The organism is Nocardia sp. NPDC050717 (genome assembly GCF_040654275.1).
Classification (GTDB): domain Bacteria; phylum Actinomycetota; class Actinomycetes; order Mycobacteriales; family Mycobacteriaceae; genus Nocardia.
In genome coordinates, this window is sequence record NZ_JBFAHR010000007.1 from 42,429 (window position 1) to 58,823 (window position 16,395).

At 69.3% G+C, this 16,395-nt stretch carries 14 protein-coding genes and 1 pseudogene; all 15 read right to left on the reverse strand.

The genetic code is table 11. The features are described 5' to 3' along the window. Window positions 1-1,623 carry an NADH-quinone oxidoreductase subunit NuoN gene (nuoN, locus tag AB0H56_RS16000; RefSeq protein WP_357163060.1) on the reverse strand — a complete coding sequence of 541 codons (1,623 nt, stop codon included), beginning with the start codon at window positions 1,621-1,623 and terminating at the stop codon, window positions 1-3. Then, on the reverse strand, window positions 1,620-3,242 hold the full coding sequence (locus AB0H56_RS16005) for an NADH-quinone oxidoreductase subunit M (RefSeq protein ID WP_357163063.1): 1,623 nt from the start codon (window positions 3,240-3,242) through the stop codon (window positions 1,620-1,622). The genes nuoN and AB0H56_RS16005 overlap by 4 nt, the downstream gene beginning before the upstream one ends. Next, a complete protein-coding gene (nuoL, locus tag AB0H56_RS16010; RefSeq protein ID WP_357163066.1) occupies window positions 3,239-5,125 on the reverse strand; it encodes an NADH-quinone oxidoreductase subunit L in 1,887 nt (628 codons plus the stop codon). Before nuoL ends, AB0H56_RS16005 begins: the two co-directional genes overlap by 4 nt. A 1-nt stretch (window position 5,126) precedes the next feature. Further along, window positions 5,127-5,426 (reverse strand): NADH-quinone oxidoreductase subunit NuoK, encoded by a 300-nt coding sequence (gene nuoK, locus AB0H56_RS16015; protein WP_110039915.1) that lies wholly within the window; start codon window positions 5,424-5,426, stop codon window positions 5,127-5,129. Beyond that, complete coding sequence (locus AB0H56_RS16020) at window positions 5,423-6,238, reverse strand: NADH-quinone oxidoreductase subunit J (RefSeq protein ID WP_357163070.1); 816 nt, start codon at window positions 6,236-6,238, stop codon at window positions 5,423-5,425. Before AB0H56_RS16020 ends, nuoK begins: the two co-directional genes overlap by 4 nt. Continuing rightward, on the reverse strand, window positions 6,235-6,792 hold the full coding sequence (gene nuoI / locus AB0H56_RS16025) for an NADH-quinone oxidoreductase subunit NuoI (RefSeq protein ID WP_357163796.1): 558 nt from the start codon (window positions 6,790-6,792) through the stop codon (window positions 6,235-6,237). The genes AB0H56_RS16020 and nuoI overlap by 4 nt, the downstream gene beginning before the upstream one ends. Further along, a pseudogene (gene nuoH / locus AB0H56_RS16030) lies at window positions 6,778-7,986 on the reverse strand (NADH-quinone oxidoreductase subunit NuoH); the annotation flags it as partial. The pseudogene nuoH and the gene nuoI, both read right to left, overlap by 15 nt. Beyond that, complete coding sequence (locus tag AB0H56_RS16035) at window positions 7,979-10,438, reverse strand: NADH-quinone oxidoreductase subunit G (protein WP_357163073.1); 2,460 nt, start codon at window positions 10,436-10,438, stop codon at window positions 7,979-7,981. The pseudogene nuoH and the gene AB0H56_RS16035, both read right to left, overlap by 8 nt. After that, window positions 10,435-11,760, reverse strand: a complete 1,326-nt coding sequence (gene nuoF / locus AB0H56_RS16040; protein ID WP_357163076.1) for an NADH-quinone oxidoreductase subunit NuoF — start codon at window positions 11,758-11,760, stop codon at window positions 10,435-10,437. The genes AB0H56_RS16035 and nuoF overlap by 4 nt, the downstream gene beginning before the upstream one ends. A gap of 1 nt (window position 11,761) precedes the next feature. Beyond that, window positions 11,762-12,472 carry an NADH-quinone oxidoreductase subunit NuoE gene (gene nuoE / locus AB0H56_RS16045; protein WP_357163079.1) on the reverse strand — a complete coding sequence of 237 codons (711 nt, stop codon included), beginning with the start codon at window positions 12,470-12,472 and terminating at the stop codon, window positions 11,762-11,764. Beyond that, window positions 12,469-13,782: an NADH dehydrogenase (quinone) subunit D gene (nuoD, locus tag AB0H56_RS16050; protein ID WP_357163082.1), complete on the reverse strand. Its 1,314-nt coding sequence runs from the start codon at window positions 13,780-13,782 to the stop codon at window positions 12,469-12,471. The genes nuoE and nuoD overlap by 4 nt, the downstream gene beginning before the upstream one ends. After that, the gene (locus tag AB0H56_RS16055; protein WP_357163085.1) at window positions 13,782-14,537 is read right to left on the reverse strand and encodes an NADH-quinone oxidoreductase subunit C; all 756 of its coding nucleotides are present in this window, start codon (window positions 14,535-14,537) and stop codon (window positions 13,782-13,784) included. Before AB0H56_RS16055 ends, nuoD begins: the two co-directional genes overlap by 1 nt. Beyond that, window positions 14,534-15,088 carry an NADH-quinone oxidoreductase subunit B gene (locus tag AB0H56_RS16060; RefSeq protein ID WP_067489943.1) on the reverse strand — a complete coding sequence of 185 codons (555 nt, stop codon included), beginning with the start codon at window positions 15,086-15,088 and terminating at the stop codon, window positions 14,534-14,536. Before AB0H56_RS16060 ends, AB0H56_RS16055 begins: the two co-directional genes overlap by 4 nt. Before the next feature lie 10 nt (window positions 15,089-15,098). Further along, on the reverse strand, window positions 15,099-15,479 hold the full coding sequence (locus AB0H56_RS16065; RefSeq protein WP_110039922.1) for an NADH-quinone oxidoreductase subunit A: 381 nt from the start codon (window positions 15,477-15,479) through the stop codon (window positions 15,099-15,101). A 374-nt stretch (window positions 15,480-15,853) separates the two neighbouring features. Next, on the reverse strand, window positions 15,854-16,255 hold the full coding sequence (locus tag AB0H56_RS16070; RefSeq protein WP_357163088.1) for a hypothetical protein: 402 nt from the start codon (window positions 16,253-16,255) through the stop codon (window positions 15,854-15,856). Window positions 16,256-16,395 lie beyond the last annotated feature (140 nt).

Genomic DNA, 16,395 nt, shown 5'->3' on the forward strand with positions numbered 1-16,395 from the left:
TCAGCGCAGGAACGTGGCCGCGTTCTCGGCCAGATCCAGGACCGGCTGCGGGAACAGACCCAACAGCACCGTGGCGCCCGCGGTGAACGCGACCACCAGAGTCGTCGCGAACGGCGCGGTCACGGTCGGGGCATCGGCCGGGGGATCGGTGAAGAACATCAGCACGATCACCCGCACGTAGAAGAACGCGGCGATCGCACTGCACACGACGCCGACGATGACCAGCGGCGTGTAGCCGGCACCGGACGCGGCGGCGAACACCGCGAACTTGCTGACGAACCCGCTCGTCAACGGCAGACCGGCGAAGGAGAGCAGCAGCAGCGCGAACACCGATGCCAGCCACGGGGATCGACGCCCGAGCCCAGCCCACCGCGACAGCGCGGTCGCCTCGTCGCCCGAGGAATCGCGCACCAGGGTGACGACCGCGAACGCGCCGACCGTGCCGAGCCCGTAGGCCAGCAGATAGAACAGCACCGCCGCGACGCCGGCGTCGTCGGCCGCGACCAGACCGACGAGCAGGAACCCGGCATGGGCGATGGAGGAGTACGCCAGCATCCGCTTCACATCGGTCTGGGTGATCGCCATGACCGCGCCGACCACCATCGTCGCCACCGCGACCGCGGCGAGCACCGGCCGCCAGTCGTCGCGCAGCGCGTCGACCCCGACCATGAGCACACGCAGGGTCGCGCCGACCGCGGCGATCTTGGTGGCCGCCGACATGAACGCCGTGACCGGGGTCGGCGCACCCTGGTACACGTCGGGCACCCACGCCTGGAACGGCGCGGCGCCGATCTTGAACAGCAACCCGACCGCGAGCATCGCGATGCCGAGCAGCGCCAGGGTCGCGTTCTCGGGCTGCTTGTCCAGTGCCGCACCGATTCCCGGCAGTGACACGGTGCCGGTCTGCCCGTACAGCAGCGCCACCCCGTAGAGGAAGAAGGCGGAGGAGAACGCGCCGAGCAGGAAGTACTTCAGCGCCGCCTCCTGCGAGAGGAGCCGCCGCCTGCGGGCCAGCCCACACAGCAGATACAGCGGCAGCGACAGCACTTCGAGCGCGACGAACATCGTCAGCAGATCGTTGGCCGCGGGGAACAGCAGCAGACCGCCGAGGGCGAGCATGGTCAGCGGGAACACCTCGGTGGTCGACACCCCCGAGCGCACCGCCGCCAGTTCGTGCGCGCTGCCCGGCACGGCCGAGGCCTGCGGGGTGAACGCGTCGACACCGCGGTCGAGCACGGCCGCCGCCCGGCTCCAGGTGCCGGGGCCGCTGCGCGCGCGGGGGACCGCGCCGCGTTCGGCGATCAACAGCAGACCCAGCAGCGCCACGATCAGGATGGTGCCCTGCAGGAACAGTGCCACCCCGTCGATCGCGACGGCGCCGACCACGGCCGTACCCTCGGTGCCCGCCAGCAGCACGACAGCCACCAGTGCGGCGAGCACGCCGGCCAGGCTTAGGGCCAGCTGGGTGAGGTAGCGCGTCGACCGCGGCACGAACGCCTCGACCAGCACGCCGACGACGCCGACCGCGAACACGATCAACATCGGGGCCAGCAGGTGGTATTCGATGCTCGGCGCGGGCAGGGTGGCCGCGAGGTCGTTGATGATCACGGTGTCCGTCCTCATTTGTGTCCGCCCGCGGGCTGGGTGGCCGCGCCTGCTTCGGGAGCGGGGACCGTCGGAGCGGGATCGTGCTTACCGATCGTCGACAGGGTGTGCCCCACCGCGGGATCCACCATGTCCAGCACCGGTTTCGGGTAGAAGCCGAGGACCAGCAGGGCGACCAGCAGCGGGACCACGACGGCGAGTTCGCGCGGGACCAGATCGCGCAGATTCTCGTTGCCCTGCTTCAGCGGGCCGGTCATCATCCGCTGGTACATCCACAGCACGTAGATCGCGGCCAGCACCAGCGCGCCGGTCGCGATGACCGCGGCGACCTTGTACTTGCCGAAAGTGCCGACCAAGACCAGGAATTCGCTGACGAACGGTGCGAGACCGGGCAGCGAGAGGGTCGCCAGGCCCGCGATGAAGAACGTGCCGGCCAGCACCGGCGCGACCTTCTGTACCCCACCGAAATCGGCGATCATCCTGGTGCCGCGGCGCGAGACGAGGAATCCGGCGATGAGGAACAGCGCGGCCGTGGACAGGCCGTGGTTGACCATGTAGAGCGTCGCCCCGGACTGCGCCTGGGTGGTCATCGCGAAGATGCCCAGGATGATGAAACCGAAGTGCGAGATGGAGGTGTAGGCGATCAGGCGCATCACGTCGGTCTGCCCGATCGCGAGCAGTGCGCCGTAGAGGATGCCGATCACGGCCAGGGTGATCACCAACGGCGCGAACGTGTCCGAGGCCAGCGGGAACAGCAGCAGGCAGTACCGCAGCATGCCGAAGGTGCCGACCTTGTCGACCACCGCCATCATCAGGACCGCGCTCGACGGTGTGGCCGAGACCGCGGCATCGGGCAACCAGGTGTGCAGCGGCCACAGCGGCGCCTTCACGGCGAAGGCGAACAGGAAGCCGAGGAACAGCGCGTTGACGACGGCGGTGCTGCCGCCGAGCTGACCGTTGTTGGCGGCGGCGACCACCGTCCGCAGGTCGAACGTGCCCGCCGAACCCTCGCCGAGCCCGGCCTGCGCGGTGAGCACGTACAGCCCGATCACCGCGGCCAGCATGATCAGTCCGCCGAACAGGTTGTACAGCAGGAACTTCACCGCGGCGCGGGAGCGCTGCGCGCGCACGGCGGCATCGCCGGTGCGTGGCCCGAAGCCGCCGATGAGGAAGTACATCGGGATGAGCATCGCTTCGAAGAACACGTAGAACAGCAGGATGTCCAGAGCCAGGAACGAGATCAGCACCATCGACTCGACCAGCAGCATCAGCGCCAGGTAGATGTGTGCGGTCTTGCGGCCGTCCCCGGCGGCGCGATCATCGTTCCAGCCGGCCAGGATCAGCAACGGCAGCAACACCGCCGTCAGCAGGACCAGCGCGGTGGCGATGCCGTCCAGGCCGAGTGTGTAGCCGACGCCGAAGGCCGGGATCCACTCGTGCTCCTCGACGAACTGGTACTGCGCGCCGCCCGGCTGGAACCGCACCGCCAGGGTGACGGCGAGCGCAAGCACACCGATCGATACCGCGAATGCCAGCGCGCGCGCCACAGTCCGCCGCGCGGCCGGCACGGCGAGTACCGCGACAGCGCCGATCGCGGGCGCGAGCCAGAGCGTCGTCAGCCAGGGAAACGAGTTCACCAGAACCTCACCGCCAGCAGGGCAGCGGCCACCAGGGCCGCGCCGGTGAACATGGACAGGGCATAGGAGCGCACGAAACCGGTCTGGATGCGCCGTACCCGCGCCGACAGTCCGCCGATCCCGGCGGCCGTGCCGTTGACGATGCCGTCGACACCGCGAGCGTCGAGGAACACCAGTGCCCGGGTGAGGTGGCGGCCGGGTCGTTCGAACACGGCCTCGTTGACGGCGTCGCCGTAGAGGTCCCTGCGGGCCGCCGTGGTGAACACGGTGACCGGCTCGGGCGCGGTCTCGGGGACCGGGCTCTCGGCGTACTTGCGGTAGGCGACCGCTACCCCGATCGCGACGGCGGTCAGCGCCATCCCGGTCACCACCCCGGCGGGCACGACCGGTTCGGCGTGATGGGATCCGACCACCGGTTCGAGCCAGTTCTGCAGCGCCGAGCCCCAGACGAACAGCCCGCCGGCGAACACCGAACCGAACGCGAGCAGGATCATCGGGCCGGTCATCACCGCGGGCGCCTCGTGCGGGTGGGTGTCGGGCCGCCAGCGCCGCTCGCCGAAGAATGTCATGAGCATGACGCGGGTCATGTAGAAGGCGGTGAGCGCGGCGCCGACGAGAGTGACCGCGCCCAGCAGGATGCCGACCGCCCCGCCGTGATCGAAGGCGACCTCGATGATCTTGTCCTTGGAGAAGAAGCCCGAGAACGGCGGGACGCCGATGATCGCCAGATAGCCGAGACCGAACGTGACGAACGTGATCGGCAGCAACCTGCGCAGGCCGCCGTAGCGGCGCATGTCGGTCTCGTCGTTCATCGCGTGCATCACCGACCCGGCACCGAGGAACAGCCCGGCCTTGAAGAAGCCGTGGGTGAGCAGGTGCATGATCGCGAAGGCGTACCCGGCGGGTCCGAGGCCGACGGCCAGGATCATGTATCCGATCTGGCTCATGGTCGAGGCGGCCAGCGCCTTCTTGATGTCGTCCTTGGCGCAGCCGACGATCGCGCCGAACAGCAGCGTCACCGCGCCCACGGCCATCACCGCGGCCTGCGCGTTCGGGGCGAGATCGTAGATCGGGTTGGCGCGGGCGATCAGATACACACCGGCGGTGACCATGGTGGCGGCGTGGATGAGCGCCGAGACCGGAGTGGGGCCCTCCATCGCGTCACCGAGCCAGGACTGCAGCGGCACCTGCGCGGACTTGCCGCAGGCCGCGAGCAGCAGCAGCAATCCGATGGCGGTGAGGGTGCCCTCGCTCGCGCCCGGCGCCGCCGCGAACACGGTGCGGAAGTCGAAGGAACCGAAGGTGGCGAACATCGTCATCATGGCGATCGCCAGACCCATGTCACCGACCCGGTTGACGATGAACGCCTTCTTGGCCGCCGTCGCCGCGGACGGCTTCTCGTACCAGAAACCGATCAGCAGGTAGGACGCCAGCCCGACCCCTTCCCAGCCGAGGTAGAGCACCAGGAAGTTGTCGGCCAGCACGAGCACGAGCATGGCCGCCAGGAACAGGTTGAGGTAGCCGAAGAAGCGCCGCCTGCCCGGATCGTGGCTCATGTAGCCGATCGAATAGAGGTGGATGAGCGAGCCGACGCCGGTGATCAGCAGGACGAAGCAGATCGAGAGCTGATCGAGCTGCAGGCCGAACCCGACCTGCAGGTCACCGGTGGGCACCCAGCGGAACAGCTCGTGGTGGATCGCGCGGTCGGCGTCGGCGCGGCCGAGCATGCCGGCGAAGGCGATCGCGGCGACGACGAACGAGGCCAGCGCGGCGGCGGTGCCCAGGTAGGCGCCCCAGCGGTCGGCGCGGTGCCCGAGCAGGAGCAGCAGAATCGCGCCCGCCAGCGGAAGGGCGGGCAGCAGCCACAATGTCGCGGTACCCATGTCAGAACTTCAGCAGGTTGGCGTCGTCGACCGAGGTCGACCGGCGGGCACGGAAGATCGTCATGATGATGGCCAGGCCGACGACGACCTCGGCCGCGGCGACGACCATGGTGAAGAACGCGATCACCTGGCCGTCGAGATTGCTGTGCAGGCGGGCGAAGGTGACGAAGGCCAGATTCACCGCGTTGAGCATCAGCTCGATGCACATGAACACCACGATGGCGTTGCGGCGCAACAGCACTCCCGCGGCGCCGATGGTGAACAACAGCGCGGACAGGAACAGATAGTTCTCGGGGTTCACCGGGTGCCTTCCTCGTCGGCCGTCGGGGTGACGTCGCTGCCCGCGCCGACCGAGAGCGCGGCGGCCTCGGTGTGCGCGCGGGTGCGGCGGTGACGCAGGATCGTGCTCACCGACAGTTCGGCGAAGCTGCCGTCGGGGAGCTGGGCGGGGCTGTCGACGGCGTTGTGCCTGGCGTACACGCCGGGAGTGGGTTGCGGGGTGGCGCGCTCACCCGCGGTGCGGAAGCGATCACGCGACATCTCGCGTTGACCGCGCCGCGGCGTGAACTGCTCACGGTGGGCCAGCACCATCGCGCCGATGGTGGCGGTGATGAGCAGCGCGCCCGTCAGCTCGAAGGCCCAGACGTAGCGCAGGAAGATGAGCTCGGCCAGTTCGGCGATGACGTCGCGACCACCGAAACCGCGTGCGGGATAGGCGATCGCGCTGTCGCGCAGGGCCGCGCCGATCCCGCCGATGAGCAACAACCCGAACCCGACGCCGACGACAGCGGCCGCGATGCGCTGCCCGCGCAACGTCTCCCGCAACGATTCCGCGGAGTCGACGCCGACGAGCATCAGCACGAACAGGAACAGCATCATCACCGCGCCGGTGTAGACGACGATCTGGACGACACCGAGGAACAGCGCGCCCTGGGCGATGTAGAACACGGCGAGCGCGATCATGGTGGCGGCCAGGCACAGTGCCGAGTGCACGGCCTTGGCGGCGGTGACCATGCCGAGTGCGCCGAGGACCGCGATCGGGGCGAGGACCCAGAACAGCACGGCCTCGCCGGTGGCGGTGCTCGGGATGTCGGCAGCGAGCAGGGTGGTCATCGCAGCACCTCCTGCGAGGTGGTGGGCTGGACGCGGCCGAGGTAGTAGTCGGCCTCGTCGGTGCCGGGCGCCATGGCGTGCGGCGGGGGCGTCATGCCCTCGGCCAGCGGGGCGAGCAGGCGGTCCTTCTCGTAGATGAGGTCGGCGCGGTTGTCGTCGGTGAGCTCGTAGTCGTTGGTCATGGTCAGCGCGCGGGTCGGGCACGCCTCGATGCACAGACCGCAGCCGATGCAGCGCAGGTAGTTGATCTGGTAGACGCGGCCGTAGCGCTCACCGGGGGAGAAGCGTTCGTCCTCGGTGTTGTCGGCGCCTTCGACGAAGATCGCGTCGGCGGGGCAGGCCCAGGCGCACAGTTCGCAGCCGATGCACTTCTCGAGCCCGTCGGCGTACCGGTTGAGTTGATGGCGGCCGTGGTAGCGGGGCGCGGTCGGCACCTTCTGCTCGGGATAGAACTCGGTGTTGGGCTTCTTGAACATGGTGGCCGCGGTGACCGCGAATCCGGCGAGCGGGTCGAACAGGCCCAGTTCGGGTTCCGCGTCGGTGCGCGCGGGCATCGGCGGTACCGGGAAGCCGAGGAACACCGGCGATTTCGCGGGTTCGTCCGGCAGCGGCGGCAGGCCCTTCGCCCGGCCCGCGCGCAGGAACATCGCGATCATCGCCGCGGTGATGGCGAGGCCGACGCCCACCAGGATCGCGTTCTTGCCCGGGATCCCTTCGAGATCGAGGACGCGAGCGGTGGCCACGATCATCACCCACACCAGCGAGGTGGGGATGAGCAGTTTCCAGCCCAGGTTCATGAACTGGTCGTAGCGCAGCCGGGGCAGGGTGCCGCGCAGCCAGACGAAGACGAACAGGAACGTCCACACCTTGAGGGTGAACCACAGCAGCGGCCACCAGCCGGAGTTGGCGCCCGCCCAGAGGCTGATCGGGAACGGCGCCCGCCAGCCGCCGAGGAACAGCGTCGTGGCCAGCGCCGACACCGTGGCCATGTTGACGTACTCGGCGAGCATGAACATCGCGAACTTGAGCGAGGAGTACTCGGTGTGGAAGCCGCCGACCAGTTCGCCTTCGGCTTCGGGCAGGTCGAACGGCGCCCGGTTGGTCTCGCCCACCATGGCCACGCAGTAGATGAGGAACGAGGGCAGCAGCAGGAAGACGTACCAGGTGCCCTCCTGCGCGGTGACGATCCCGGAGGTCGCCATCGTGCCCGAGAGCAGGAACACCGTCGCGAAGGTCAGTGCCATCGCGATTTCGTAGGAGATCACCTGCGCTGTCGAGCGCAGCCCGCCCAGTAGCGGGTAGGTCGAGCCCGACGACCAGCCTGCGAGCACGATGCCGTACACGCCGATGGAGGTGATGGCGAGGATGTAGAGCACCGCGACGGGCATGTCGGTGAGCTGCAGTGCGGTGGTGTGGCCCAGGATCGACACCTCGGGACCGAACGGGATCACCGCGAACGCCATGAACGCCGGGATCACCGAGATGATCGGGGCGAGCACGAAGATCGGCTTGTCCACGATCGCCGGGATGATGTCTTCCTTGAGCGCCATCTTCACGCCGTCGGCGATGGACTGGAACATGCCGCCGGGCCCGATGCGGTTGGGGCCGACCCGCATCTGCATCCAGGCGACGACCTTGCGCTCGGCGTAGACCGCGATGAGCGGCACCAGCATCAGGTACACGAACACACCGAGCGCCTTGAGCACCACCAGCCAGAGCGGATCGGTGCCGAATACGGATTCACTCATGGCGGTGTTCCTTCATCCTGTCGTCGGCCCGGCGCAGGCGCACCACGGCGCCGGGCGTCACGCCGAGGGTGGCGGCGACCTCGCAGCCGGTCGAGTGCAGCGGCAGCCACACGACCCGGTCGGGCAGGTCGGTGATCATCAGCGGCACCGTGATCTCGCCGCGGTCGGTGGAGACGACGATGCGGTCGGCGTCGACGGCCTCGATCTCGGCGGCGGTCGCGGCCGAGAGCCGGGCGACCGGCGGGCGCGCGATCCCGGCCAGATGGGGTTCGCCGTCCTGCATGCGGCCCGCGTCGAGCAGCATGCGCCAGCCGGCGAGGATCGCGGTGCCCGGTCCGGCGACGGGCCGTGTCTGGCTGGTGTGTTCGGGCGTCGAGATCGGTTCGCCGGTCCACGCGCCGAGGGTGTCGAGCTCGGCGCGGGCGGCCGCGGCGTCGGGCAGGTTGATCGGTTCGCCCATCTCGGCGGCGAGTGCGTGCAGGACACGCAGGTCCGACAGGGGCGCGGCGACGCGGCGGGTGGTGTCCAGCGGTGCGGCGGCGAACGGGCGGGGCCTGCCCTCCCAGGTGCGGAAGGTGCCGGATTTCTCCGTGACCGGCGCGACGGGGAACACGACGTCGGCGCGTTCGGTGACGGCGCTGTGGCGCAGTTCGAGACTCACCACGAAACGGGCCGCGTCGATGGCGGCGACGGCCGCGGCCGGGTCGGGGAGGTCGGCCGGGTCGACGCCACCGATCACGAGTGCCCCCAGTTGCGCGGCGCTGTTGAGGATGCCCGCGGTGTCGCGGCCGAGGGTCACCGGCAGTTCACCCGACTGCCAGCGGTGGCGAACCTGTTGGCGCGCCGCGGGATCGATGACGGGCCTGCCGCCGGGCAGCAGGCTGGGCAGGGCGCCTGCCTCGAGCGCGCCGCGTTCGCCGGCGCGCCGCGGTATCCAGGCCAGTTCGGCGCCCGTGCGGTCGGCGAGGCGAGCCACGGCCGACAGCGCGCCGGGGCTGCCCGCGAGCCGTTCACCCGCCAGGACGACCGCGCCGGGGGTGCGCAGCAGCGCCCTGAGTTCAGTGGCCTCGGTGGAGTTCTCGGCCGCGATGGCGTCGAGGACATCCGCTTCCCCGCAGGGCGGGGTCTGGACGAGTGTGCCCGAGAGGCGTTCGAGTCCGCGTGAGGCGAACGGCGCCAGCGCGACGACCCGCAGGCCACGCGTGCGCACGGCCTTGCGCAGGCGCAGGTAGACGATCGGCGATTCCTCTTCCGGTTCGAAGCCGACGAGCAGCACGACCGGTGCGGCGGTGAGCGCGGCGTAGTCGACCCGCACGCCGTGGCCCGCGACGCGGGCGGCGAGGAAACGTTCCTCCTCCTCGGAGTGCGGGCGGCTGCGGAAGTCGATGTCGTTGGTGGCCAGCACCATGCGCGCGAACTTGCCGTAGGCGTAGGCCTCTTCCTCGGTGACGCGCCCACCGACGAGCACGCCCGCGTTGCCGATGGCGGCGTGCAGGCCGGTCGCGGCGGCGGCGAGCGCTTCGTTCCAGGAGGCGGGAGCGAGCACGCCGTCCCAGCCGCGCACCAGCGGCGTGGTGAGGCGGTCGCGTTCGGTGGCGTAGGCGAATGCCCAGCGGCCCTTGTCGCAGTTCCACTCCTCGTTGACCTGCGGGTCGTCACCGGCCAAGCGGCGCAGGACCTTTCCGCGCCGGTGGTCGGTGCGCTGGGCGCAGCCGGCGGCGCAGTGCTCGCACACACTCGGCGTGGACACCAGGTCGAAGGGGCGGGCCCGGAACCGGTAGGAGGTGCCGGTGAGCGCGCCGACGGGGCAGATCTGCACGGTGTTGCCGGAGAAATAGGAGTCCAGCGGCTCGGCCTGGGCGGTGCCGACCTGTTGCAGCGCACCGCGATCCATCAGTTCGATGAACGGATCGCCGGCGACCTGCTGGGAGAAGCGGGTGCACCGCGCGCACAGCACGCAGCGTTCCCGGTCGAGCAGGACGGCCGAGGACAGCGGGATCGGTTTCGGGTAGGTGCGCTTCTCGCCGTCGAAGCGGGATTCGGCGCTGCCGGTGGACATCGCCTGGTTCTGCAGCGGGCATTCGCCGCCCTTGTCGCACACCGGACAGTCCAGGGGGTGGTTGATGAGCAGCAGTTCCATCACCCCGCGCTGGGCCTTCTCGGCGACCGGGGAGCTGAGCTGGGTGCGCACGATCATGCCGTCGGTGACCGGAATCGTGCAGGAGGCGACCGGCTTGCGCTGACCTTCCACCTCGACGAGGCATTGGCGGCAGGCGCCCACCGGGTCGAGCAGGGGGTGGTCGCAGAAACGCGGGATCTGCACGCCGATGAGCTCGGCGGCGCGGATGAGCAGGGTGCCCGCGGGGACCTGGACCGTGGTGTCGTCGATGGTGACGCTCACCAGATCCGCGGGCACGACGCCGCTGCTGTTACCTGGAGCGATCGCTGTCATCGGTCCTCTTTCCCTGCGTCGGCCCACACCGTGGCGCGGGACGGATCGAACGGGCAGCCGCCGCGACGCTGATGCTCGAGGTATTCCTCGCGGAAGTACTTCAGCGAGGAGAAGATCGGGCTCGCCGCGCCGTCACCGAGCGCGCAGAACGATTTGCCGTTGATGTTGTCGGCGATGTCGGCGAGCTTGTCGAGGTCGGCCTCGGTGCCCTGACCCGCTTCGAGCCGGCGCAGCAGCTGCACCAGCCAATAGGTGCCCTCGCGGCAGGGTGTGCACTTGCCGCAGGATTCGTGGGCGTAGAACTCGGTCCAGCGCAGCACGGCGCGCACGACACAGGTGGTGTCGTCGAAGATCTGCAGCGCCTTGGTGCCGAGCATGGACCCGGCCGCGGCCACGCCTTCGTAGTCGAGGGCGGTGTCGAGGTGTTCGGCGGTGAAGATCGGCGTGGACGAACCGCCGGGTGTCCAGAACTTGAGGGTGTGGCCCGCCCGTATCCCGCCGGCGTAGCCGAGCAGTTCGCGCAGGGTGATGCCGAGCGGTGCCTCGTACTGGCCGGGCCGGGCGACGTGCCCAGAGAGCGAGTACAGGGTGAAGCCGGGGGACTTCTCGCTGCCCATCGAGCGGAACCATTCGGTGCCGCGGCGCAGGATCGACGGCACGCTGGCGATGGATTCGACATTGTTGACCACCGTCGGGCACGCGTACAGACCGGCGACCGCCGGGAAGGGCGGCCGCAGTCGGGGCTGACCGCGCCTGCCCTCGAGCGAGTCGAGCAGGGCGGTCTCCTCGCCGCAGATGTAGGCGCCCGCGCCCGCGTGCACGATGAGTTCCAGGTCGACACCGGAGCCGAGGATGTTCTTGCCGAGATAGCCCGCCGCGTACGCTTCGGCGACGGCGGCCTGCAGGCGGCGCAGTACGGGCACCACCTCGCCGCGCACGTAGATGAACGCGGTCGCCGCCCGGATCGCGTAGGCCGCGATGACCACGCCCTCGATCAGGGTGTGCGGGGTGGCCAGCATCAGCGGAATGTCTTTGCAGGTACCGGGTTCGGACTCGTCGGCGTTGACGACGAGGTAGTGCGGTTTCGTCGTGCCGTCCGGGCCGGGCCCCTGCGGGATGAACGACCATTTCATGCCGGTCGGGAAGCCCGCGCCGCCGCGGCCGCGCAGGCCCGCGTCCTTGACGGTCTGGATCACGTCGTCGGGGGAAAGGCGCAGCGCGGCGCGCAGTCCTTCGTAGCCGCCGGTGGATCGGTAGCTGTCGAGCGTCCAGGAGCGCGGCTGGGCCCAGTGTTCGCTGAGAACCGGGGTGAGGGTGGTCATCTCAGGCCCCCTGTCCGGCGTCGTCCGCGGCCGCGGCGTCGAGCCCGGCCAGCGTGGCTGGGCCGGGTGCGCCGTCGAGCGCGCCGGGGCGTTCGTCGGGGAAACCGGCCAGGATGCGCGCGGTCTCGCGGAAGGTGCACAGCGGTGCGCCGCGCGTCGGACGCACCTGGTGACCGGCGCGCAGGGCGTCGGTGATGGCGCGGGCCGAGTCGGGGGTCTGATTGTCGAAGAACTCCCAGTTGACCATCATCACCGGCGCGTAGTCGCAGGCCGCGTTGCATTCGACGTGTTCGAGGGTGATGGCGCCGTCGGCGGTGGTCTCCCCGTGGCCGACACCCAGATGCTGTTGCAGCGCTTCGTAGATGGCGTCGCCGCCCAGGACCGCGCACAGCGTGTTGGTGCACACACCGACGTGGTAGTCGCCGGTGGGGGTGCGCCGGTACATCGAATAGAAGGTGGCTACGGCGGTGACCTCGGCGGCGGTGAGTCCGAGCTGGTCGGCGCAGAAGTCGATCCCGGTGCCGGTGACGTACCCGTCCTCGGCCTGCACCAGGTGCAGCAGCGGCAGCAGCGCGGACCGGGGCTGCGGGTAGCGGTTGACGATCTCCTTGGCGTCGACCTCGAGCCGCTGCCGGATGTGCGGCGGGTAGGGCTCGGGACGGGTGGTGAGGTTGAGCAGGATCGTTGTGCTGGAAGGCTTTTCCGTGGTCATCGGTCTACTCCGCCCATGACGGGGTCGATGCTGGCGACCGAGGCGATGACGTCGGCGACCATGCCGCCCTCGCACATCGCGGCCACCGCCTGCAGGTTGGTGAACGAGGGATCGCGGTAGTGCACCCGGTACGGGCGGGTGCTGCCGTCGCTGACCATGTGCACGCCGAGTTCGCCGCGCGGGGACTCCACGGCCGCGTACACCTGGCCCGCGGGGACGCGGATGCCCTCGGTGACGATCTTGAAGTGGTGGATCAGCGATTCCATGGAGGTGCCCATGATCTTGCCGATGTGCTCGGGGGAGTTGCCGAGTCCGTCGGGACCGAGTTGCAGGTCGGCGGGCCAGGCGATCTTCTTGTCGTCGATCATCACCGGCCCGGGACGCAGCCGGTCCAGGCACTGCTCGACGATCTTGAGCGACTCCCGCATCTCCGCCACGCGAATGATGTAGCGGCCGTAGCAGTCACAGCCGGTGGTCGTCGGGATGTCGAATTCGTAGTTCTCGTAGCCGCAGTAGGGTGCGGCCTTGCGCAGATCGTGCGGCAGGCCGGTGGCACGCAGGACCGGACCGGTGATGCCGAGCGCCATGCAGCCGGTGAGGTCGAGGTAGCCGATGTCCTGGGTGCGCTTCTTCCAGATCGGGTTGGCGGTGAGCAGGTGCTCCATGTCGCGCAACCGGCCCGGCATGATGTCGAGCAGTTCGCGGACCTTGGTGACGCCGTCGTCGGGCAGGTCCTGGGCGAGGCCGCCGGGACGGATGAAGGCGTGGTTCATCCGCAGGCCGGTGATGGTCTCGAAGACGTCGAGGATGAGTTCGCGTTCCCGGAAGCCGAACAGCATCGGGGTGAGGGCGCCCAGTTCCATGCCGCCGGTGGCCAGCGCGACCAGGTGCGAGGAGATGCGGTTGAGTTCCATCAGCATGACCCGCACCACGGTGGCGCGTTCGGGGATCTGCTCGGTGATGTCGAGTAGTTTCTCCACGCCGAGGCAGTAGGCGGTCTCGTTGAAGAAGGGGGACAGGTAGTCCATCCGGGTCACGAAGGTGACGCCCTGGGTCCAGGTGCGGAACTCCAGGTTCTTCTCGATGCCGGTGTGCAGGTAGCCGATGCCGCAGCGGGCCTCGGTGACGGTCTCGCCCTCGATCTCGAGGATCAGGCGCAGCACGCCGTGCGTGGACGGGTGCTGCGGGCCCATGTTGACGACGATGCGTTCCTCGGCGCCGCCCTCGATGACCTCGCTGACCTGGTCCCAGTCCTGGCCCGCCACGGTGACGATCTGGGGTTCGTCGCGGCGGAAATCGGTGTCGGTCATCAGCTGTAGGCCCTCCGCTCGTCGGGCGGCGGTATCCGCGCGCCCTTGTACTCCACCGGGATCCCGCCGAGCGGGTAGTCCTTGCGCTGCGGGTGGCCGCGCCAGTCGTCGGGCATGGTGATGCGGGTGAGCGAGGGATGCCCGTCGAAGAGGATGCCGAAGAAGTCGTAGGTCTCGCGCTCGTGCCAGTCGGTGGTCGGGTAGACCGCGAACAGTGACGGGATGTGCGGATCGGCATCGGGCGCCGACACTTCCAGCCGGATGCGCCTGTTGTGGGTGATCGACATGAGGTGATACACCGCGTGCAGTTCGCGGCCGCGCTCGTCGGGGTAGTGCACGCCGTTCACGCCGAGGCACAGTTCGAACCGCAGCGAGGAGTCGTCGCGCAGCGCGCTCGCCACCTCGACCAGGTGTTCGCGCCGCACGTGCAGGGTGATCTCGTCGCGGAAGACGACGATCCGCTCGATCACGGTGTCGAAGGCGATGACCCGGTGGGTGAGGGCGGCGCGCAGGGTGCCGACGAAGCCGTCGAACCAGCCGCCGTAGGGCGGGGGCGTGCCCGCGGGCAGCGCGACGGGGGTGACCAGGCCGCCGTAGCCGGAGGTGTCGCCGGTGCCGGTGACACCGAACATGCCGCGCCGGGTGCCGATCACCTCTTCGGCGGGCGGTGCCGGTGGCTTGGCCGGGGTGGGCGTCTCCTCCGGAATGTCTTGTCCGGCGGGGCTGTCGGCGTTGTCGGGTGCGTCGAACGTCATCGCAGCAGGCCCTCCATCCGAATGGTCGGGGTGCTGGCGAGGGCGGCCTGCTCGGCGGCGCGGATCGCTTCCTCGCGGTTGACGCCCATCGGCATCTCGGCGATCTTGGCGTGCAGGGCGAGGATCGCGTTGAGCAGCATCTCCGGCCGCGGCGGGCAGCCGGGCAGATAGATGTCGACCGGGACGACGTGGTCGACGCCCTGCACGATCGCGTAGTTGTTGAACATGCCGCCCGAGGACGCGCAGACGCCCATGGCCAGCACCCATTTCGGTTCGGTCATCTGGTCGTAGACCTGGCGCAGCACCGGGGCCATCTTCTGGCTCACGCGGCCCGCCACGATCATCAGGTCGGCTTGGCGGGGGGAGGCGCGGAAGGCCTCCATGCCGAAGCGGGCGATGTCGAATCGCCCTGCGCCGGTGGCCATCATCTCGATCGCGCAGCAGGCCAGCCCGAACGTCGCGGGCCACAGTGAACCCTTGCGCAGGTAGCCGGCGAAATCCTCGACCGTGCTCAGCAGGAACCCGCTGGGCAGTTTCTCTTCGAGACCCATTTTTTCCCACTCATTCCCAGCTGAGGCCGCCGCGCCGCCATTCGTAGGCGTAGGCGACCGACACATTGACGATGAACAGCGCCATCGCGGCGAGCCCGAACAGGCCGAGCGCGTCGAAGTGCACGGCCCACGGGTAGAGGAACACGATCTCGATGTCGAAGATGATGAACAACATCGCCGTGAGGTAGTACTTCACCGGAAAGCGCTGTCCCCCGGTGTTTCCCGGGCCACCGGCGACGGCGTGCGGCGTCGGCTCGATACCGCATTCATAGGGTTCCAATTTGGCCCGGTTGTTGCGCTTCGGACCCACCAGGGCCGCCATGATGACGGAGAACACCGCGAACGCCGCGGCGATGGCGCCGAGTACGAGTGCGGGCACCTCGATGTTCACGACTGCACTTCCCCTCCTCGCTGGAGCAGGTCGAGCCGTGTGGCCCGGCCGCGGACGGCAGCTTTCGGCGAGACGGGCCGACGACGTTGTCCGCCTGGTAACGGGGCTCGCGCAAGGCTGTGCGGCGATGACGGAGCGTTATATCTGAACCCGCGCTCGTGTGAGCTAAAGCACAGACTACCGCCGTGACCGGGGTCCGCCGCGCGTTTCCGGGGTGGGGTTTGATCGATTTCGGTACGGCGATTCATGAGCGATCCGGGGGTAATCCGGATTCCGCGCACGACCGGAAACCACTGTCGTCACCAGTGGTGATGGACAGCGGTGAGGGACTCGGGACTATCCGAGAGAGTGGGACGATGCCGCGGCGGCGCCGATCAGCGCGCGTGCAGGATGCCCGCGACCGCGTTGGTGAGCTGCATGGGGTCGATCGGGTGCGAGACGGCGGCCTCGGCACGCGACCAGTTCGCCAGCCAGGCGTCGTCGGGCCTGCCGGTCAGCACGACCAGCGGCGGGCACTCATCGATCTCGTCCTTGAGCTGCTTGGCGATGCCGAGGCCACCCGCGGGCGCGGACTCGCCGTCGAGGATGGCCAGGTCGATCCCGCCCGCGTCCATCTGCTCGATGACGACCGGCGCCGTGGCGACCTCGAAGAAATCGAGTTCGGGGAGGTCCGCGCGCGGCTTACGGCCCAGCGCCAGGATCACCTGTTGCCTGGTGTCGGCATCGTTGCTGTAGACCAGCACACGCAGCGGGGTGGAGCCCTTCGTTTCGGCCACGCTCGGATCGTACGTCCGCGCGGGCGCCGCGCGTGGCACGTTCGCCGGATCGGTGGGTTGGCCTGCGGGGCAAGGAACTCGGGACGTCGCGTCGGGCCGCCCTCCAGCGAGTTCACTCGGACCGCGTGGCGCGTCGAATC

What these genes read in the sequence shown, in the direction of transcription:
- nuoN (WP_357163060.1), bottom strand. Translation starts at nt 1,623, where the DNA reads ATGAGGACGGACACCGTGATCATCAACGACCTCGCGGCCACCCTGCCC.
- nuoL (WP_357163066.1), bottom strand. Translation starts at nt 5,125, where the DNA reads ATGGGTACCGCGACATTGTGGCTGCTGCCCGCCCTTCCGCTGGCGGGC.
- AB0H56_RS16020 (WP_357163070.1), bottom strand. Translation starts at nt 6,238, where the DNA reads ATGACCACCCTGCTCGCTGCCGACATCCCGAGCACCGCCACCGGCGAG.
- nuoI (WP_357163796.1), bottom strand. Translation starts at nt 6,792, where the DNA reads ATGCCCGCGCGCACCGACGCGGAACCCGAACTGGGCCTGTTCGACCCG.
- AB0H56_RS16035 (WP_357163073.1), bottom strand. Translation starts at nt 10,438, where the DNA reads ATGACAGCGATCGCTCCAGGTAACAGCAGCGGCGTCGTGCCCGCGGAT.
- nuoF (WP_357163076.1), bottom strand. Translation starts at nt 11,760, where the DNA reads ATGACCACCCTCACCCCGGTTCTCAGCGAACACTGGGCCCAGCCGCGC.
- nuoE (WP_357163079.1), bottom strand. Translation starts at nt 12,472, where the DNA reads ATGACCACGGAAAAGCCTTCCAGCACAACGATCCTGCTCAACCTCACC.
- nuoD (WP_357163082.1), bottom strand. Translation starts at nt 13,782, where the DNA reads ATGACCGACACCGATTTCCGCCGCGACGAACCCCAGATCGTCACCGTG.
- AB0H56_RS16055 (WP_357163085.1), bottom strand. Translation starts at nt 14,537, where the DNA reads ATGACGTTCGACGCACCCGACAACGCCGACAGCCCCGCCGGACAAGAC.
- AB0H56_RS16060 (WP_067489943.1), bottom strand. Translation starts at nt 15,088, where the DNA reads ATGGGTCTCGAAGAGAAACTGCCCAGCGGGTTCCTGCTGAGCACGGTC.